Raw genomic sequence first — 18,619 nt, 5'->3', positions numbered from 1 at the left:
GAGAACGATGACACAAAAAGTGGCGTTCATCGGAACGGGTGTGATGGGGAAAAGCATGGCCGGCCACCTGATGGACAAGGGCTATGAATTAACCGTCTACACGAGAACAAAGGAAAAAGCAGCAGAGCTTCTGGATCGGGGAGCTGAATGGGCAGCAACTGTTAAAGAAGCCGTGGCGGATGCTGACTATGTCATCACGATGGTAGGCTATCCGAGTGATGTGGAGAGCATCTACCTGGGAGAGGACGGAATCATCAAGTCAGCACGAAAAGGTGCTTTCCTGATCGATATGACAACCTCAAAACCATCGCTTGCAAAAGAGATTGCCGAAGAAGCCTTAAAAAATGGCATGCATGCGGTTGATGCCCCTGTATCCGGCGGAGACGTCGGTGCGAGAGAAGCGAGGCTTGCCATTATGATTGGCGGGGAAAAAGAAGCTTACACCAAATGTCTGCCTCTGTTTGAAGCGATGGGCAATAATATTGTCCATCAGGGTCCTGCAGGTTCAGGCCAGCATACAAAAATGAGCAATCAGATCGCCATTTCATCCGGAATGATTGCTGCCTGTGAGGCTCTCGCTTATGCTGAAAAAACGGGACTGGACCCGGAAGATGTCCTGAAAAGCATCACCACAGGTGCCGCCGGGAGCTGGACGCTTCAAAATCTGGCCCCGAGAATGCTGCAGGGCAATTTTGAACCGGGCTTTTATGTAAAGCATTTCATTAAGGATATGAGAATTGCGAAAGAAGAATCTGAACAATTCGGCCTTAATACACCAGGTCTTGATCTGGCCCTCTCCCTGTTCGGGCAGCTGGAGGAGATGGGGGAAGAAAACAGCGGTACCCATGCGCTTTATAAACTGTGGAAGCAGCAGCAATGAGCTTCCATGCCCATGCAATGCAAAAAGACAGCCGCTGATAGCGGCTGTCTTGAGCATCTGCCTGATTATTTTCCGATGAATTGCTGAGTCCAGTAGTTGCCTTCTTCTACATGGCCTACACCAATGTGAGTGAATTCAGGGTTCATAATGTTTTTGCGGTGTCCTTCGCTGTCCATCCATGCTTGAACTACTTCTTCAGGGGATTTCTGCCCCATTGCAATGTTTTCACCTGCAGTTTTGTAATCCACACCGAACTGTTTCATCATATCGAACGGAGAACCGTAAGTCGGGCTGTTGTGGTCAAAATAGTTGTTTTTCTGCATATCTGCAGACTTTTCTTTTGCTACTTTGCTGACTTCTTCATCAACAGCGAGCGGCTTAAGACCTTGTTTCTCACGCTCTTGGTTTGTCAGTTCTACTACTTGCTGTTCAAACTCGCTCAGAGCGCCGGATTTAGCTGTTTCAGATTTAGGCTCGGAAGCCTGCTCTTTAGCCGGTGCAGCTTGTGCTTTTGCCGGAGCTGCAGCTTCTTCTTTAGCAGGAGCCTCCTGTTTTTGTTCAGGAACCGGTGCAGCTTCCTGTTTTTGCTCAGGAGCCTGAGCTTGAGGTGCACAGTCAGGATTTTGGGCAGGAGCCTGCTGCTGTCCAGCCTGTCCTTGTTTACCCATGAACTGCTGTACCTGTTCCTGAATTTGCTGCTGTCCGCTGCCATCTGCCGCTTTTTGAACCTGCTCAGGGCTTACGTTCAGTTTTTCGCTTAATTCTGCTACTTTAGCCTGCACATTTTGCTGGGATAGTTCCTGAGCGCTTGCCGGGTTGCCTCCACCGAATGCAGTGAATCCTGCCGCAGCTGCGACTGATATAATGAAAGATTTCTTAGTTGTTTTCTTCATAAAATAAAAACCTCCTAAAAAATTGTTTGTTCGTTTGCGTGATGTGCTTCTCTCTTGCACAAACTCATCATAACACGCTTGTTTTGTAATATTTATCCCACGGTTTTCCATTGACAGAACAGTCTTTGTAACATTCTTTTCCATTTTCATGGAACCCTCTCAGACTCTTATTCTTCCAGCTATCTTTTTGTAAGCAGACAGCATCATCTCTTTTTTTATTTCCGTAAAATGTAAACAGTTGAAGTTATTTCATTGATAAAAAGGTTGACAGTCAAAATAGGCCGTTCGACATATGACAATTATTACGAAAGTGTTACAATTAGGATGTTATTTTACAAACATAAACGATTTCAAAATCAAAAGCGGATATCAGCATCTTCCGCATTGGACAGATATCTTCATGCTGCATAGAACAGCAGGACAGGTGTATTCTGTACGTTTCAGATCCAAAAGATTGGAAGGGAGAAAAGGATTTTGACTGAGCAAACCGCACATACATCTGAGAACCGGAAGCTCAAAAGGGCACGCCATTTCCGGATTAACATTTTTTTCTTCTGCGTGTTTCTCATTTTCACCTTATTGATTGTACGGCTTGGAGTCGTACAGATTGTTAAAGGCGAAGAATATACGAAAGAAGTAACAAGAACGGAAGCGAATATTTCATCCTACCCGGCGCCGCGCGGCAAGATGTATGACCGGTACGGGAGGGTAGTGGTCGATAATGTCAGCGTTCCTGCTATTACCTATACAGTAGAAAAGAACACGAAAACCAAGGATAAATTAGTGACAGCTAAAAAATTGGCAGCCCTTATCCAAGTCGAGCAGGATGCGGTTGCCTTTACCGCAGGACAAAAAAGCGAAAGGGATATAAGGGATTATTGGCTTGCATCCCATGAAGAGGAAGCTAAAGCGTTATTAAAGGATTCCGAACTAAAAAAAAGCGGAAAAGATCAATATAAGCTTCAGGTCGAACGGGTACCGGACGCGGAAATTGCGCGCATAAAAAGCAGTCCGGAAGAACTTGAGCTGGCTGTGCTGTATAAACGCTTCTCTGCAGGGTATCAGTATGAGCCCCAGGTCATTAAATCCCAGATCCCCACTGCAGGGAAAGCCGCTGAAGCAAGCAGCATGCTTACAAATGACGAACTGGCAAGAGTGTCTGAAAATATAGAATCCATGCCGGGTATCAATATTATCACGGACTGGAACAGGCAGTACGCTTATGGAAACACGCTGCAAAGTGTACTCGGAGGAGTTACTACAGCCACACAGGGGATTTTGGATGAGCGGAAGTCCTTTTACCAGGCACGAGGATATGCCCGCAATGACCGGGTCGGCAAATCAAGGCTCGAATATCAGTATGAAGAATACCTCAACCCTAAAAAAGCGAAGGTAGAATTCGTGACCGATAAAAATGGCAACACCCTTACCGAACGGCTGGCTGATCCGGGACGGCGCGGTTTGGATCTGCAATTGACTTTTGATGCAGAGCTGCAGCAGGAAGTGGAAAAGATCCTTGAGGAAGAACTCAAAAAGGCTATTGCAGTAAGTCCTTATGCAGACAGAGCATTCGCCGTCATGATGGATCCTTATCAAGGTGACGTGCTGGCGATGGCTGGAAAGGGCTACGACCGATACAATTCGAAGAAGTATTATGATTTTTCATATGGAGCTTATACTACCCAGTACGAAATGGGGTCTGCCGTAAAGGGTGCGACCATTCTTGCCGGATTTCAGGAAGGCCTCAAGCCTGGGACGTCATTCAATGACAATATACCGATTTTGCTGAAAAATACCCCTCCCAAAAAATCTCTTCATCCGAGTGGATGGGTGGATGACAGGACGGCGCTCGAGGTCAGCTCAAACGTGTATATGTTCAGGACAGCGATGGAAATCGCAGATATTCCATATGTTCCAAACGGCAGCTTTCCTGCCGGCCCGGATGATCTTTTGAAAATCCGCAACCTGTATGATCAGTTCGGTCTTGGTGTCAAAACAGGAATTGACCTCCCCGGTGAAGCGGATGGACAGCGTTCAAACCCGGATACAGTCGGAGGGCTTTTATTGAATGTGGCGATCGGCCAGTATGACACATATACCCCGCTGCAAATGGCACAATATATTTCTGTGATCGCCAACGGAGGCTACCGGATTGAACCGAGGGTCGTTAAATCCATCCATGAGCCGCTGAATGAAAACAAACTGGGACCTTTAATTATCGAGAGAGAGCCGGAAATTTTGAATGCCATCGATAATACTCCGGACGAAATTGCCAGGATTAAAGAAGGCATGACAATGGTTACAAAAGGGTCCCGGGGAACAGCCCGAGCTTACTTTCAAGGAATGGATGTAGCAGGGAAAACAGGGACAACCGAGTCTTTTTACACGAACATTGAGCAGGGAATCAAGCTCAAGGAAGTCAGCAATGTCACCTTTGTCGGCTTTTATCCTGCAGAACAGCCGAAAGTAGCTTTCAGTGTAACGGTCCCCGGAGTAAGAGAAAAGACATCGGCAACCGCAGCGAGCAGAATCATCGGCGACCGGATCATGAAAGCTTACGTAAAGCTTGAGAAAGAATATGAAAACAAACCGGATAAAGCCCAAGTGAAATTGAGCAGCCCAGCTGATTCCGGCTAGCCTGAAATGCCATGACTCGCTTTACATGCAGGAGAATCCCCGAACACGTAAAAAAAAGCAAATACTGACAACGATACTGTGTGTTGATTTGGAGAAAACTAAGAGCCGGCACCGATTGCCTAATCTGATGAAGAGGTGATTCATAGTGGCAAAAAGAACAAAAAAACACCATGCAGATCAGAAAAACAAGAAAGGCTTTGACGCAGCCAAAACAGATTCTGAATTTGCTCATGAATCAGGAAGCCATCACGTAAATGAACTTCATCATGAAAAAGCGAAAAAAGAAAAGGCTGCCAAAAATCAGGGTCAGTATAAAGGAATGCACTAGATTCCTGCTGATGCCAATAAGGGCTGCCGTGTAACCAGGTGATCTGGTTTCCGGCAGTCCTTTTTCCTTTTCGTTTGATAACAGCATGAATAATGTTGGAAAGAATTGAAAGAGAAGGAAGGATATAGACAGATCTTCTCGAATCATTTAAGTAAATGAGTGGGTAGATTTGTAAACAGCCGCTTTTGGATAGATGGTGAGTTAGGCTGATTTCCTGGATGCAGAAGAATTACAATGAAAAACAGGTGAAAGAAAAAGGTGTTCATTAATGCTTTTCCGAAAGGGGGGGAAGCCATGGATTACAAGATAGAGAAAACCGCTACTATTTATGCAGTGCTTGATCACGGCGGCAACATTTTATACATATCAGCAAATGCCTCAGCCATAATGAAGCAAAGCAGTAAAGAGATTACCGGAGGACACCTCACGGATTTTGTACATAATGAAGATCTTGGCGCTTTAAAGACCTATCTTCATCATCAGCATCATATGTATCCATGCACATTCCGTTTAAAGACGGGTGATTCAGTCTATATCTGGATGGAAGCCTCTATGGACTATATCCATACAGGGCCCGGTGAGAACAGCAGTGGAGAAATTGTTTTGAAGATGGCTCCCTGCGAATTGGATCATGAGCCAGCATATAATCCGTCCTTATTGAATGATGGATCAGAGAGTGCTTATCTGGACCAGATGCCTGTCCCTCTGCTCATTATGGAAAACGGAACGATTCAATATGCAAACAGAGAAGCTGCCGGGCTGCTGCATGCGAATGAAGCGGAGCTGATTGGTCTGGATGCCCTGCAGCTTATCGGGGACGAGTACAAGGAGATTTTCAGAGACAGAATTGAAAGGCTTCGCCATGGGGGGAAGACCGGAGCTGCCGAACAGACGTGGCGCAGGCTGGACGGGACTCCCATCGAACTTGAGGTGAAATCCTCCTCCACCGTTTTCCAGCACAAAAATTCAGAGCTAATTGTGCTTTTGGACATTTCAGCCCGCAAAAGGTTTCAGCGGGTCCTGCAGAAAAGCCGGGAACGGTATCAGCGGCTTGTTCAAAATTCACTGGATACGATAGCTGTTATTCATAGCAGCAAGTGGGTATTTATCAATGAATCCGGAGTGAAAATGTTCAAAGCAGCCGGTTATCAGGATATGCTCGGTAAGGGTTTTACACAGTTTATGGACGGAGATCAGCAGCAGCATGCGATGGAGATGCTCGAGAGGGTTCTGAAGGGGATAACGGATTCAGAGGTTGGTGAAATCTCTTGGAGAACGTACGAAAATCAGCGCATTTATACAGAAATGGTCTGCATCCCGACCTCTTATTTCGGAGAGCCTGCCGTTCAGGTCATTCTTCGGGATTTATCTGAAAAGAAAAAAACGGAAGAATTAATTTTGCGCTCTGAAAAGCTTTCGGTAGCGGGCCAGCTGGCGGCAGGGATCGCCCATGAAATCAGGAATCCTCTCACAGCCATCAAAGGCTTTCTGCAGCTTATGAAAACGAAGGAGAATCAAAACGAGCAGTACTTTGAAATTATTTTCGGGGAACTGAACCGGATCGAGTTAATCCTCAGTGAACTATTGGTGCTCGCAAAGCCTCAAGCCAGTGTTTTTGTTAAAACAGATATGAAAAAACTGATCTTGGAAGTAACCACACTGCTGGAGACGCAGGCAAACTTAAAAGGGGTATATATAGAGAATAGACACGAGAGAGAGGAAGCCATTCTCCATGGAGATCCGAATCAGCTGAAGCAAGTTTTTATAAACTTGATCAAGAATGCGATTGACGCTATGCCAAATGGAGGGAAAGTGATCATCAGCTCCTTTTTTGAAGAGGAGGAAGTGATCATAAAGGTACAGGATGAAGGAGAAGGGATACCTGAGTCTGTTCTCACCAAAATGGGGGATCCCTTCTTTACCACGAAAGAAAAAGGGACCGGACTGGGGCTGATGATTACATATAATATCATTGAAAACCATTCCGGGAAGGTATCCCTCATTAGTGAGCCGGGGACCGGCACCACGTTTACGCTTGCTTTTCCCATTAAAAAAGGACGCCCGCAGAGATGAGCGTCCTTTTTTTCGTTAATAAGCAGGCTGCACTACATTGCGAATGTAGTGATCTAGCCGGTCCATCCCTTTTTCAAGCTCCTCAAGAGAGTAGGCGTAAGAGATCCTGATATAGCCTTCTCCATAGCTTGAAAAAGCACTTCCCGGTACAACCGCCACTCCGCCGTCACTGACTAATGATAAAGCAAAGTCGAATGAAGAAAGCCCGAATTTTTTTATGGATGGGAAGATATAAAATGCACCGGAAGGCCTTGCTGTTTCAATCCCCATTTTGATGAGCCTGCCATAAACATATTCCATTCTCTTCCGGTACTGGTCTCTCATGATAAGAGCATCGTCCATTCCGTTCGTCAATGCTTCATAAGCTGCCTTCTGGGAAATGGAAGATGCGCAAGAAACGTTGTATTGATGCACCTTCAGCATATGTTTTATGATGTTCTTCCTCGCAAATACAAACCCGATCCGCCATCCCGTCATACTGTGGGATTTGGACAGGCCATTAATGACAATTGTCTGTTCGGGCAGCATCTCTGCAATCGAATAATGGGCTTCAGTAAAGACGAGCTCGCTGTAGATTTCATCTGAGAGGATAAAAATGTCCCTGTTCCGCAGCAGGTCTGCGATTTTCTGGAGCTCTTCCTTATCTAATGTCATCCCCGTAGGATTCGATGGGTAGGGAAGGATCACACATCTCGTCTTATCCGTCAGCCTTGCCTCGATCTGCTCTGCCGTTAATTTAAATTGCGTTCTCGTCGTATCAGCATGAACCGGAACTCCGCCGCAAAGCCTGATAATCGGCTCGTACCCCGGATATACAGGTCCCGGGAGAATGACCTCGCTTCCGGCATCCAATATCGTCCTCAGGCTGATGTCAATCGCCTGGCTGGCCCCTGCAGTTACAATGATCTCATCTTCTGGACTGTAAGAAAGCCTGTATTTGGTATGTACATATTCACATGCTGCTTTCCTCAATTCAGCATACCCGGCATTATGGGTGTAGGAAGTGAAGTTTTCATCAATTGCTTTTTTTGCAGCTGCTTTTACATGATGGGGGGTAAAAAAATCTGGCTGTCCAATCGTCAAAGACACAACATCTTCATAATCGGCTACCAGGTTGAAAAATTTCCGGATGCCTGACATTTCGATGTCCTTTACCCTTGGCTGGATTAAATGTTCCATACAATCACCTTTTCTTCCTCGTGCTTATGTATCATTTTAACAAAACAGAGCGATCTTTTGTACAGATAACCTTTTTCCATACGAAAGTCCTTTTGAATGATGTGCTTCTTAAGGGTATACTTGGTGCAAGGGTTTATCCGGGAATGAAACGGGTACTTTATATGAAGTAAAACTGTAGCCGGAGTTGAACCAGATGATACGAACTGTTGCCGTCACAAATGCAGGAGAAATTGTTTACGATCTTCCTCTAAGCTCATTGAAGAAAGAGGAATATAAATGGTACTGGGCTGATTTTCAGGAGCCCACAGAAAAAGAAATTCAGCTGCTGTCGAAATTCTTCCGTTTTCATCCGCTGGCAATTGAGGATTGCGTAGAATTTACACAGCGTCCTAAAATGGACTTTTACGATGGTTATTTTTTTCTTGTCCTGCACGCCATTCACCAGAAAACACTGGATGCAGAAGAAGTGGATCTTTTTGTAGGAGACCAATATCTTGTTTCTTTTCACAAAAATCCGGTACGTGAAATCAGCAACTTATTTCTGAAAGTAAAAAAAGAACCGATTCTTCAGAGCGGTCCGCTGCAAATCATGTATCAGATCCTCGATAAGCTGGTCGATGACTACTTTCCGCCTGTTTACCGCCTTGAAGATGTCCTGAATCAGCTTGAAGATAAAACAGAAGAAAGAACGATCAGTTCAATTATGGAAGAGGTTTTTAACATCCGCACGGATTTGTCCAGTGTGCGCAGAAGCATCATTCCGATGAGAGATCTGCTGTACCGGATGATATCTTCTACAAAGCTGAACGGCCTGAAAGAAAAGGAGATCTACCTGCAGGATGTATACGACCATCTACTGAAGCTTGTCGAGATGATTGATGCGAACAGAGAGCTGACGGCAGATATCCGTGACAGCTATCTGTCCATCAGTTCGGATAAAATGAACCGGATCATGATGACGCTGACGGTGATGTCCTCCATTTTTCTTCCGCTTACTTTTATTGCAGGTCTGTACGGAATGAATTTTCAGTATATGCCGGAGCTGCAGGGAAGAAACAGTTACTTTGTCGTTTTAGCCATTATGATAGTGATTGCGCTGGCAATGGTCGGTTTCTTCTGGAAAGTCGGCTGGCTGAGGTACAAAAAATCGAAATTCTAAAGACTGTTTTTCACTAACTGTTAAGTGGGTGATTTTGTTGCACCGGGATGATACTTTTCTTACACCTGAAGAAAAGCTGCTTGTCGTTAAGCTTCGGGAAGAAACGTTTAATGCCCTGACTCTTGAACACATGAAATTTTATAAGGAAGAAATGGAAAAGATTTATGAGCAGGCGGAACGAAGAGAAAAATTCAAGGATAAAATGAAAAAGATGGAAGGTAAAATCCAGTCCCTCGTATAAGGGGACTGGATTTTCTTTTTACCTGCCACTTTATTTAGCGGGAGGATGGGATTTACGGCCCGATTGGTTTTCGTGTTTAGCCTCACTGGAAAATTCAGTATCCGTTATGGATTTTGCATGCTGCAGCCCGGATTTGGTTTTACGGTTTCTTTTGGTCATGAGGAAACCCTCCTTTCCTTTTTATCGTTTCCGGTAAGAAGAAAGTTAGCAGAATGACGGATCTTTTTTTTCTGGAAATCGTATTGTGAATTTTTTCTTTCCTGCGGCTAATGCCAGTTCTCTTCCCGTATAATGGAAGAAGAAAAGGAAATGGGGGTGCTGTTTTGATTAGAATCGCGGTCATCGGGCAGTCGGGTTCCATCCCGGAAGAAGTAGAAAGGATGGCAGAAGAAGCAGGCGCAGAAGTAGCAAGGAGGGGGGCAGTCCTTCTTACAGGAGGCGGAAGCGGGGTCATGGAGCATGCCTCTAAAGGAGCGAAGGAGGCAGGGGGACTTGTCATCGGCATCCTCGCTGGAGATCGGACAGATGTGGCCAATGATTATTTGGACGTGCCGATCACAACCGGGTTAGGATTTGATTTCCGGAGTTTAATCCTGGTTCATTCCTGCGATGCTCTGATCATGATCCGCGGCGGAAACGGCACACTTGGAGAGTTATCGGCAGCCTATATGAACTGCAAGCCAACCGTGGCGATTGAAACATCGGGGGGCTGGGCTGAAAAAGTGAAACAGACAGCTTTTGAAGGCTGTTACCTTGATGAGAGGAGAACGGTGGAAATTCATTATGCCCATTCAGGAAAGCTTGCTGTGGACAGAGCGTTTGAATTATTGGCAAGCAAATGGAATGAAGAACGCAACACAGGAGTAACCGGAGATTAAAAAGGCTGAAAGGAAAAACTCCTTTCAGCCTTTTCGGGTTCAGCTTTACTGGATCAGAAGCATGTGAAAGAACGGATCTGACGAAGATCAATACCGAAGTAGCCCCATTGACGGAAGCCCGGGAACCAGCGGAATCCGGCCACAGAATTCCTGCCTACAAAGGTCGGGTAAAACCAGAATTGCTGTCCGTTGTTAAGCCATACATACGTGTTCCGGTAAAGGCATCTGCGTATGCCGCCAGGATCTACTGCAAACACAGCGGCCTGCTGTTCAGGCGGCGTAAATCCGGGAGGCGGTCCAGGCGGCTGCCCCTGTCCGCCCCCGCCTGGAAACCCGCCAGGTGGAGGAGGGGGTGGAGAAGGCAGCTGCCTTCCGTAATAATAATCATACTCATAATCGTAATCGGCCACACCGTAAGGATTCCAAGCTTGCGAATAGTATGGGTACATAAATGCCCTCCTTCATGAAAGCTGTCTATGTACGATATGCATCCTGCCGAAAATAGGTGTTTGCCCAATTTTCATGAAAAACACGAATGAATATGCCAGCTGCTGCCCGGCACGGACTTGCATTGTTTCTTAGCATCCGCCGCGGCCTGGCTTAAATCACCGGTGGTTAAAAACGTTGTGAACTGGTTTGTGACAATGGCGATCGACAGGGAAACGAGCGGGATTTTTTCAATTTGATTGCTGCGTGTCAGGCCGATTGTGTATCCTTTTCTCCAATCCTCTTCTGTGTAATACTTTTGAGATACAACTGTGAATTCGTGAAGGATCCCGTTGCAGATCTGTTCAAATTCATAGCCGGGGAGGACAGCTACAAAATCATCCCCGCCGATATGCCCCAGAAATGTCGGACCGGCAGGGGAGATATCGGTATACTTGGTTAAAATATTTGCGGTTTCCTTAATAAGCAGGTCTCCGAGCTTGAAGCCAAATTGATCATTGTATTCTTTGAACCGGTCGATATCGGCATAAAGAAGGGAGTATGGCAGACCTGAACTGATCGTTTCGGTTAGTTTTTGTTCGATCAGGACATTGCCGGGCAAACCTGTGAGCGGATTGGTCCAAGTCGCTGTATTTGCCTGCACTTCTGCAAATTTTGTGAGGAGATTTTTGATGCTGATAATGCCGGAGTAGTTTCCTGATGAAGTAACAATGATGTAGTCATATAAATGCTCCTGATTGCGCTGCATCGCCAGCGAACTGACTTCAGACAGACTATCTTCACTGTCTACAATAAGAGGGCAGGGATCCATGATCAACTCAATCGGTCGGCCCATGAATAAATCATATCCATATTTTGCGGAAAGCTTTAAATTGTAGCGGGACCTCATGACCAGTCCTGCCGGCTTTGAGCCGTTCAAGACCACAATGCCCTGGGCGTCCGGCTGTTCCGCGAACAGGTTGCCAGCGGCCTGGGTTTTCACATCTCCCGTGATTACAGGAGTGTCTTCAGCTATGTCTCCAATTTTTATCATAAACATGACTCCTTGACTAATTCACGCTATGCCTCAATGCTACTATTTTACTATATAATTCGACATCCGGATATTAAAGTTTTGTAAAGAAGCGCTTGCATACGCAAGATGCTGATTGGATTTCTCACGTTTAGGATGAAAAGGTTCCTTAAATTTCGTAAGGGAATCGCAATTTTAGACAAAGCATATCCGCTTTTTTTATGCTGATTCGGCTGAGTGGCTTTCTTACGGAAAAAAACACGCAGAAATGCTGGAATTCGTGGTATATTTTGAAGGTCAGACTCTGGACGGGGGTAGCAGGTGCTCATCTATTTAAAACCTTTAATCGTAAACATGGCGATTTTATTTTCTTTTACTTTTAACGCTAATTTGATGTTTCCGTTTCACGCAAGAAAAAAGCTGAAGGTGAAACAGCAGATCATATATGGGGCAGTCAGCGGTTTTGCAGCTATGCTCTGCATGCTCTACCCGATAGAAGACCTTGGAGAAACGTTTTTTGACTTCCGGATGATTGCCATTCTAATCGTAACCCTTTATTCAGGGTGGCTTGCCGGAGGAATTGCTTTATTCCTAGCTTGCGCAGTGCGCTATGGCTTCGGCGGGGAATACATGTTTGTTGGTATTGCCATTAATGCGGCTGCTTATTTCATTGCTCTGCTGTTTCGGAAATTCTATATCCGCTCGAAAATCAGAATGGCTGCCGGCGCATTGATCACAATCGCATATTTCTTCTTCTATATTTGGATTGTGTCCAGATTTATTACATTTCTGCCATTTGAGTTTTATATGATTTATTATCTATTCTTTTTCTCTGTTACTATGGCCGTACTGGCCGTAATTGAAGCCCTGATCCGGATCAACCGCAACCTCGATCAGATGGTGTATCTGGATAAGCTGACGACCATCGGGCAGATGGCAGCGTCCATCGCCCATGAAATCCGTAATCCTGTAACCGCAGTCCGCGGTTTCATCCAGTTTTTGCAGGAGGATACGCCGGATCCTAAACTTAAAGAATTCAGTCCCCTCATTCTAGCAGAACTGGATCGGACAAATAAAATCATTACAGATTATCTCAAGCTCGCGAAACCATTGGATTTTGAACTGGCAAAAGTGAACATGGATGAGCTCCTCGCAGATTCCGTTGAGCTCCTTAAGCCAATGGCAACTTATGAAAATGCTGAAATTATTTTGAATATGTCCCCAAGCCCCAACGTTTATGGAGATGCAGAGCATTTGAAGCAGGCGGTCATGAATGTACTGAAAAATGCGATTGAATCTCTGGAAAACGGAGGCGTTGTCACCGTCAGCAAAAAACCTGATTATTATAACGGAAAAGTTATACTGACAATTGAGGACAACGGGAAGGGAATGACGGAGGAACAGCTCCACAATATCGGGCTTCCCTTTTATACGACGAAAACAAAAGGTACTGGCCTCGGAACAATGATTACAAACCGGCTGATCCATGATATGGATGGAAGGATCGAATACTCCAGCAAATTAAACGAGGGAACGGCAGTGACAATTGTTTTAAACGCCCATACAAAAGCGGACTGAACAAGCAGCATGCTTTGTCATCAAACAAAAAAAACAGGGTCAGCGCGTATCGCGCGAGTCCCTGTTTTTTTATAGGCTGTGTTTTAGCCTGTTTTAGTTTTTACACACCTGCTAATTGGTAAAGCGTTATTAAGCCGGAGTCAGCAGCAAAGCTTCAATGCAGCTTTATGCGATTAATGCACGGTATGAAAGACCATGCTCGCGAGAAAGAGCAAGGCAACGATATACAAAGGGAACGCAATTTCCCTGGACCGCTTCATGGCTATTTTCAAAATGGGATAGGCGATAAATCCGAAAGCCATCCCATCAACAATGCTGTAAGTAAGCGGGATTAAAGCAATGATCAGAAATGCCGGAAAGCTCTCTGAGAAATCCTGCAGATCGATGTTCTGGATATTCTGGATCATAAGGCCGCCGATCAGGATCAGGATCGGGGCTATGGCGGAGTCCGGGATCATCTTAATGTAAGGTAGAAACAAAAGAGTGCTTAAGAACATCATCCCGGTCATTACAGAGGTAAGCCCGGTCCTTCCTCCGGAGGATATTCCCGCTGCTGTTTCAACGGTGCTCACCGTAGGGCTTGTGCCAAGGAAACCGGAGGCAGCTGCGGATATCGAATTAGCCTGCAGTGACCGCTTAAAACGGTCCGGCCGGCTTATCATTGCGGTATGGCCGTGAACGAGGCCGATATTCTCGAATACAATAACCATCGTCAGCGAAAAGACAGCGATCCAGAAAGCGAGATCTGCGATTCCTGCAAACGAAATGGATTGGATGGTTTCTAAATAAACGTGAAAACCTTCCATTTGGCCAGTGCCTGCAGGACTGGTCTTTACTGTACCCATCAAAGCTGCAATGACGGTACCTGCGATGATCGTGATCAAAAAGTGTCCGGGCACTCCCTTGGCAAATAGGATGACAGCCAGCAGCAAAGTCAGAATTGAGGCTGCAGCTGCCGGATCGGCAAGATCACCAAGCTGAACAAATGTTGTTTCGCTTCCCTTTACAAGTCCGGCTTTTTGAAGACCGATGAATGTAAGAAAAATTCCGATGCCAACGGTTATCGCTTCTTTCAGACTGGATGGAATCGCAGCAGAAAGAATGTCAGTCAGCCTGGTAAAGGCTACTGCAGCAAAAAGAAGCCCTGATACCGCTGTAACAGCAAGCCCCTGCTGCCAGGAAAGCCCCATTGACTGGCAAATTGTATAGGTGAAAAGGGCATTGACCCCCATTCCCGGCACTAAAATAATGGGTGTGTTCGCGAAAAGCCCCATCATCAGACAGCCTGCGAAGGATGCTAAAATCGTAGCGATCATTCCTGCCTCCAGCGGAATTCCTGCATCAGAGAGAATCGATCCGTTTACTGCAATAATATAGACAACAGTCAAATACGATACGATTCCGGCAGTAATTTCCCGCTTGAATGTAGTTCCATTTTCCTTAAGACGAAATATTGATTTCAATCATAATCCTTCCTTGTTTGTCATCCCTCGACCCAACCCGTACAATCGGCTCTGCGCCAATTCACAATAAGCATTATAACAGGAGGAAACGGTTTTTGCACCACTGTGGAAAAGAAGTCCAAGCCCCATATGTAAAAAATACGTAAATAGAAAGGTGCAAGGGCAAAGGGACTAGAATTAAACCAGAGTGTAATCAATCATTTATAGGGAGCCGATGTGATGCCTACTACTCAGCCAGCACCAAACCGACGGTCGAAGGCAGGAATACCGTGGCCTGTATTCTTTTCACTGCCTGTCTTTTCCTGGGCGCTGTATGATTTTGCCAACACCATTTTTTCATCCAATATGATCACCATCTTTTTTCCGTTTTACCTTGAAGAAGCAATTGGCGGCAGGAGCGAGGAGATGCAGCAAATAGCTGGCACCTATTTAGCCTATGCCAATGCAGCAGCCGGTTTTTTCCTTGTGCTTTTTTCACCGCTGTTCGGCGTGCAGATCGACCGGACAGGCAGAAAGAAGTGGTACATCATCCGTTTTACCGCTGTAACAGTCATTTGTACGCTGCTGATGGGGGCTGCAGCGTCCGCTCAGCTTCCGGGAACCATGTTGGGAGTACCGGTCAGTCTTGCCATCGTAATCTTCCTGTTTGTGCTGGCAAAATTCTTTTACTCCTCCAGCCTGATTTTTTATGACGCGATGCTGCCCAGTGTGAGCACTCCAAAAACGCTTCCCCTCGTCTCAGGTTTCGGAGTAGCGGTCGGATACATAGGAACTCTTGCAGGCCTTACCGTATATCCTTTCATCGGCGGCGAAAATTTCCATCATGCATTCATTCCCACCGCTATTTTGCTTGCTGTCTTTTCTCTTCCGCTGTTTTTCTTCACAAAAGATGAACCGAAGAAACGGGAGGATTCCGGGAAAAACCTGTTCAGCGGCTACAGGGAAATCATCCTGACGTTCAGGGATCTGAAAAACTACAAGCCTGCCTTTTTGTTTATGATCGCCTATTTCTTTATCAACGATGCTTTGGCCACAGCGATAGCGATGATGGCGATTTATGCCAAAACAATCGTCGGGTTTTCCAACAGCCAATTTATATTGCTGTACCTCGTTTCCACCGTTGCAAGTATTGGAGGGTCTTTTCTTTTTGGCTTTATTGCAAAAGCAGCCGGTGCAAAGAATGCAGTCACAGCAGTTGCCTGTATCCTCCTTGGAGCCTTGGTGATTGCTGTCAGCGCAACGGAACAGTGGATGTTCTGGGCAGCCGGCAGCCTGTTTGGAATTGCGCTTGGAGCCGTATGGGTAACTTCCAGAACCTTGATCATTGAATTGACGCCTGAAGGGAAAAGAGGACAATTTTTTGGATTGTTTGCGTTCTCGGGTAAAGTATCCTCAGTCATAGGACCCGCGATTTATGGCACAATTACGCTTGTTTTGGCACCGTATGGAGACATCGCCAGCAGGGCAGCCCTTGGATCGCTGATCATCATGACGATTGCCGGATTAATTGTTCATCAGAAGGTCGTTTACTCTCCGCCTGCCCGCAGGGATTGAAACAGGCATCAACGTGCATATACTTTTGTATGCAGTGCGGGGGGATGTGGAGATATGGGACGCAAATTATGGGGAATCGATTCAGCCAGGAAAGCAGATCAGGACCTGTATAATTGTGTGAAAAAATATTATGGTTCCCCTAAATTCTGGGGGCGATATTTAGCGGATGTACCCGGGGTGTCCAGGGGTCTTTCCAAACTGGAAATCAGTTTTCTTCACAGCAGAAATATAAAGGTTATGCCTATATGCACCGTTTTCGATCAGGCCGTCTCCTATGAAAAGGGAACCATTGCTGTCCGAAATGCTGTATTTCATGCCAAGAGACTTGAAATCCCTGAAGGTACTGCTATTTTCGCCAACATCGAGCATTTTTTTACAGTCGAGGGGGAATGGATTGCAGCATGGGCGGAAATGCTGCTTGAATCCGGTTACCGGCCCGGCTTTTACCATGATCCCCTTAAAGGTGATTTTGGGGATGCATATTGCAAGGCCGCCGGTAAAAACAGCAAAATTGCGGCTCAAAGCATCCTCTGGAGTTCGAGGCCGGAAGCAGGGACGGGGAAAGCATACGAAGCACCCGACTATAATCCTGCAACGACCCTGTGCAAAGGAAACACTTGGGTTTGGCAATACGGCAGGGAAGCGAAACAATGTTCCATAAACATGAACCTGGCAGAGGATAAAATGCTGAAATTTTTATATTAACCCGGCATCTGCTTTATGAGCCGGGTTTTTCAGCCGATATAAATGGTATATTGCACAATGGAGGAATACTGTATGGATTCAAACAAAGGCATTTTGCTGGACAGCGGAACAAATGAGCTGGAACTGGTTGAGTTTCTCATTGGGGAAAACCATTTCGGAATCAATGTCATTAAAGTAAAAGAAATTATTCAGCCGGTTCCGGTAACAGCCGTTCCGCATTCCCACCCCTATGTAACAGGCATCATTGAACTTCGCGGAGAGGTTCTGCCGGTCATTCATACCGCAAAAGCTCTCGGTCTTGCTGAACGGGCGCTAACCTCTGCCGACAAATTTATCGTAACGGAATTTAATAAGCAGAAGCTGATTTTCCACGTTCACGGGGTAACCCAGATCCACCGTGTTTCGTGGGAGCTGATCGAGAAGCCTTCATCCATGTATCAAGGGTTTGAATCTCATGTAACAGGTGTAATCCAGTTAAATGGCCATATGCTGATGATGCTCGATTTTGAAAAAATCGTTATGGATATCGATCCTTCTTCCGGTCTTACAATGGACAGAGTAAGAAGGCTCGGGAAACGGGAGCGCTCATCCAAAAGAATTGCTGTTGCTGAAGATTCACCACTCCTTCGTAAGCTTTTAAAAGAAACCCTTGAGGAGGCAGGGTTTGCAGAGGCCGAATTTTTTGAGAACGGCAAAGAAGCCCTTCAGTTTCTTGAAAACGAGGCCGAAAAGGGTCCCATCCGTGAAGCGTTCCAGCTGCTTATAACAGACATCGAGATGCCTCAGATGGACGGGCATCACCTGACAAAGCGAATAAAGGAGGACAGCCGTCTGCAAGAGCTTCCTGTCATTATCTTCTCTTCCCTCATTACGAACGATCTGCTGCATAAGGGAGAGAAGGTAGGAGCTGCTGGCCAGGTAAGCAAACCTGAAATCGGAGAATTGGTTGCATTGATTGACCGGTTTATTCTATAGTTAGAAAAAAAGCAGAAAGGATGCGGCGAATTGATTGCAGAAGCGAAACGGTTTGCTGAATCCGCCCACCGCGGACAGGTGCGGAAGCTCTCGGGAACCCCTTATTTTCAGCATGCAGAGAACACAGCAACCATCCTTTTGAAAGCGGGAGCATCCGAGGAGCTGATCGCAGCAGGTTATCTTCATGATACGGTTGAAGATACGGATACAAGCCTTGAGGATCTGGAAGAGAGATTTGGAGCCGGGGTAGCGAAGCTCGTAGCCTTCAACACAGAAGATAAATCCGGTTCCTGGGAGGAGCGGAAGCAGGCGACAATCTCCCATGCAGGAGCAGCCTCACTCGAAGAAAAAATGCTGCTGGCCGCTGACAAGCTGGACAACCTTCAGAGCATCGAGCAGGAATATGCAAAGCATGGCGAGGCTCTATGGACGCATTTCAAAAGAGGGAAAGAGGAGCAGTCCTGGTACTATGGAGAAGTCGTAAAAGAGCTGTTTAAAAACCTTGAGCCCTCAGAGGTCCCGACTTACTTTTTTACGCTGGAGCGCCTGTATCACAGAGTATTCAGCTGATTTTGAGAAATTCCGCCATTAAATAAGGAAAACCCCGGGGATCAGGC

18 protein-coding genes are annotated in these 18,619 nt (G+C 46.0%); 12 read left to right on the top strand and 6 right to left on the bottom strand.

The window, feature by feature from the left end; genetic code table 11:
* Positions 1-7 precede the first annotated feature (7 nt).
* A complete protein-coding gene (locus GKZ89_RS06860; RefSeq protein ID WP_241680154.1) occupies positions 8-880 on the top strand; it encodes an NAD(P)-dependent oxidoreductase in 873 nt (290 codons plus the stop codon).
* A 65-nt stretch (positions 881-945) separates the two neighbouring features.
* Here GKZ89_RS06860 and GKZ89_RS06855 read toward each other — a convergent pair whose 3' ends face one another.
* Positions 946-1,773 carry a CAP domain-containing protein gene (locus GKZ89_RS06855; protein ID WP_155111654.1) on the bottom strand — a complete coding sequence of 276 codons (828 nt, stop codon included), beginning with the start codon at positions 1,771-1,773 and terminating at the stop codon, positions 946-948.
* Positions 1,774-2,217: 444 nt separating this feature from the next.
* Between GKZ89_RS06855 and GKZ89_RS06850 the strand changes: the two genes are divergently transcribed.
* The 3 genes from GKZ89_RS06850 (at position 2,218) to GKZ89_RS06840 (ending at position 6,811) form a co-directional block, all read left to right on the top strand.
* Positions 2,218-4,410 carry a peptidoglycan D,D-transpeptidase FtsI family protein gene (locus GKZ89_RS06850; RefSeq protein WP_430696901.1) on the top strand — a complete coding sequence of 731 codons (2,193 nt, stop codon included), beginning with the start codon at positions 2,218-2,220 and terminating at the stop codon, positions 4,408-4,410.
* Between the two features lie 145 nt (positions 4,411-4,555).
* On the top strand, positions 4,556-4,738 hold the full coding sequence (locus GKZ89_RS06845) for a hypothetical protein (protein ID WP_162356555.1): 183 nt from the start codon (positions 4,556-4,558) through the stop codon (positions 4,736-4,738).
* 294 nt (positions 4,739-5,032) lie between these two features.
* Positions 5,033-6,811, top strand: a complete 1,779-nt coding sequence (locus GKZ89_RS06840) for a PAS domain S-box protein (RefSeq protein WP_155111652.1) — start codon at positions 5,033-5,035, stop codon at positions 6,809-6,811.
* Positions 6,812-6,826: 15 nt separating this feature from the next.
* On the opposite strand, the gene GKZ89_RS06835 is transcribed toward GKZ89_RS06840, so the two are convergent.
* Positions 6,827-7,990: an aminotransferase A gene (locus GKZ89_RS06835; protein ID WP_155111651.1), complete on the bottom strand. Its 1,164-nt coding sequence runs from the start codon at positions 7,988-7,990 to the stop codon at positions 6,827-6,829.
* Positions 7,991-8,183: 193 nt separating this feature from the next.
* Here GKZ89_RS06835 and corA point away from each other — a divergent pair, with 193 nt between their 5' ends.
* Positions 8,184-9,149: a magnesium/cobalt transporter CorA gene (corA, locus tag GKZ89_RS06830; protein ID WP_155111650.1), complete on the top strand. Its 966-nt coding sequence runs from the start codon at positions 8,184-8,186 to the stop codon at positions 9,147-9,149.
* 34 nt (positions 9,150-9,183) lie between these two features.
* The gene (locus GKZ89_RS06825) at positions 9,184-9,390 is read left to right on the top strand and encodes a hypothetical protein (RefSeq protein ID WP_155111649.1); all 207 of its coding nucleotides are present in this window, start codon (positions 9,184-9,186) and stop codon (positions 9,388-9,390) included.
* 30 nt (positions 9,391-9,420) lie between these two features.
* On the opposite strand, the gene GKZ89_RS21385 is transcribed toward GKZ89_RS06825, so the two are convergent.
* Entirely contained in the window at positions 9,421-9,549 is a 129-nt protein-coding gene (locus GKZ89_RS21385) for a hypothetical protein (RefSeq protein WP_277753203.1), read from the bottom strand.
* 164 nt (positions 9,550-9,713) lie between these two features.
* Here GKZ89_RS21385 and GKZ89_RS06820 point away from each other — a divergent pair, with 164 nt between their 5' ends.
* Positions 9,714-10,268, top strand: a complete 555-nt coding sequence (locus tag GKZ89_RS06820) for a TIGR00725 family protein (protein ID WP_155111648.1) — start codon at positions 9,714-9,716, stop codon at positions 10,266-10,268.
* Between the two features lie 53 nt (positions 10,269-10,321).
* Here the strand turns inward: GKZ89_RS06820 and GKZ89_RS06815 are convergent, their stop codons facing one another.
* Both GKZ89_RS06815 and GKZ89_RS06810 read right to left on the bottom strand, forming a co-directional pair.
* Entirely contained in the window at positions 10,322-10,717 is a 396-nt protein-coding gene (locus GKZ89_RS06815; RefSeq protein WP_155111647.1) for a hypothetical protein, read from the bottom strand.
* A 71-nt stretch (positions 10,718-10,788) separates the two neighbouring features.
* The gene (locus tag GKZ89_RS06810) at positions 10,789-11,748 is read right to left on the bottom strand and encodes a GGDEF domain-containing protein (protein WP_162356554.1); all 960 of its coding nucleotides are present in this window, start codon (positions 11,746-11,748) and stop codon (positions 10,789-10,791) included.
* Between the two features lie 300 nt (positions 11,749-12,048).
* On the opposite strand from GKZ89_RS06810, the gene GKZ89_RS06805 reads away from it, so the two are divergent.
* Positions 12,049-13,305: an ATP-binding protein gene (locus GKZ89_RS06805; RefSeq protein WP_162356553.1), complete on the top strand. Its 1,257-nt coding sequence runs from the start codon at positions 12,049-12,051 to the stop codon at positions 13,303-13,305.
* Between the two features lie 173 nt (positions 13,306-13,478).
* Here GKZ89_RS06805 and GKZ89_RS06800 read toward each other — a convergent pair whose 3' ends face one another.
* Positions 13,479-14,768: an NCS2 family permease gene (locus tag GKZ89_RS06800; RefSeq protein WP_155111645.1), complete on the bottom strand. Its 1,290-nt coding sequence runs from the start codon at positions 14,766-14,768 to the stop codon at positions 13,479-13,481.
* 219 nt (positions 14,769-14,987) lie between these two features.
* On the opposite strand from GKZ89_RS06800, the gene GKZ89_RS06795 reads away from it, so the two are divergent.
* The 4 genes from GKZ89_RS06795 to GKZ89_RS06780 all read left to right on the top strand — a co-directional run bounded on the left by GKZ89_RS06795 (position 14,988) and on the right by GKZ89_RS06780 (position 18,572).
* A complete protein-coding gene (locus GKZ89_RS06795; RefSeq protein WP_155111644.1) occupies positions 14,988-16,322 on the top strand; it encodes an MFS transporter in 1,335 nt (444 codons plus the stop codon).
* 54 nt (positions 16,323-16,376) lie between these two features.
* Positions 16,377-17,027 (top strand): glycoside hydrolase family 25 domain-containing protein, encoded by a 651-nt coding sequence (locus GKZ89_RS06790; RefSeq protein WP_155111643.1) that lies wholly within the window; start codon positions 16,377-16,379, stop codon positions 17,025-17,027.
* A gap of 72 nt (positions 17,028-17,099) precedes the next feature.
* Complete coding sequence (locus tag GKZ89_RS06785) at positions 17,100-18,002, top strand: chemotaxis protein (RefSeq protein WP_155111642.1); 903 nt, start codon at positions 17,100-17,102, stop codon at positions 18,000-18,002.
* A 30-nt stretch (positions 18,003-18,032) separates the two neighbouring features.
* Entirely contained in the window at positions 18,033-18,572 is a 540-nt protein-coding gene (locus tag GKZ89_RS06780) for an HD domain-containing protein (protein ID WP_155111641.1), read from the top strand.
* Positions 18,573-18,619 lie beyond the last annotated feature (47 nt).

The sequence above is a fragment of the Metabacillus mangrovi genome, from assembly GCF_009711125.1.
Classification (GTDB): domain Bacteria; phylum Bacillota; class Bacilli; order Bacillales; family Bacillaceae; genus Metabacillus_B; species Metabacillus_B mangrovi.
The sequence above is the reverse complement of the archived record's forward strand: the minus strand, read 5'-3'. Positions and strand labels throughout refer to the sequence as shown.

Bases quoted from the DNA above. Each gene is read 5' to 3' on its own strand.
- GKZ89_RS06810 (WP_162356554.1), bottom strand. From the start codon at position 11,748: ATGATAAAAATTGGAGACATAGCTGAAGACACTCCTGTAATCACGGGA.
- GKZ89_RS06815 (WP_155111647.1), bottom strand. From the start codon at position 10,717: ATGTACCCATACTATTCGCAAGCTTGGAATCCTTACGGTGTGGCCGAT.
- GKZ89_RS06795 (WP_155111644.1), top strand. From the start codon at position 14,988: ATGCCTACTACTCAGCCAGCACCAAACCGACGGTCGAAGGCAGGAATA.
- GKZ89_RS06785 (WP_155111642.1), top strand. From the start codon at position 17,100: ATGGATTCAAACAAAGGCATTTTGCTGGACAGCGGAACAAATGAGCTG.
- corA (WP_155111650.1), top strand. From the start codon at position 8,184: ATGATACGAACTGTTGCCGTCACAAATGCAGGAGAAATTGTTTACGAT.
- GKZ89_RS06855 (WP_155111654.1), bottom strand. From the start codon at position 1,773: ATGAAGAAAACAACTAAGAAATCTTTCATTATATCAGTCGCAGCTGCG.
- GKZ89_RS06790 (WP_155111643.1), top strand. From the start codon at position 16,377: ATGGGACGCAAATTATGGGGAATCGATTCAGCCAGGAAAGCAGATCAG.
- GKZ89_RS06840 (WP_155111652.1), top strand. From the start codon at position 5,033: ATGGATTACAAGATAGAGAAAACCGCTACTATTTATGCAGTGCTTGAT.
- GKZ89_RS21385 (WP_277753203.1), bottom strand. From the start codon at position 9,549: ATGACCAAAAGAAACCGTAAAACCAAATCCGGGCTGCAGCATGCAAAA.
- GKZ89_RS06860 (WP_241680154.1), top strand. From the start codon at position 8: ATGACACAAAAAGTGGCGTTCATCGGAACGGGTGTGATGGGGAAAAGC.
- GKZ89_RS06835 (WP_155111651.1), bottom strand. From the start codon at position 7,990: ATGGAACATTTAATCCAGCCAAGGGTAAAGGACATCGAAATGTCAGGC.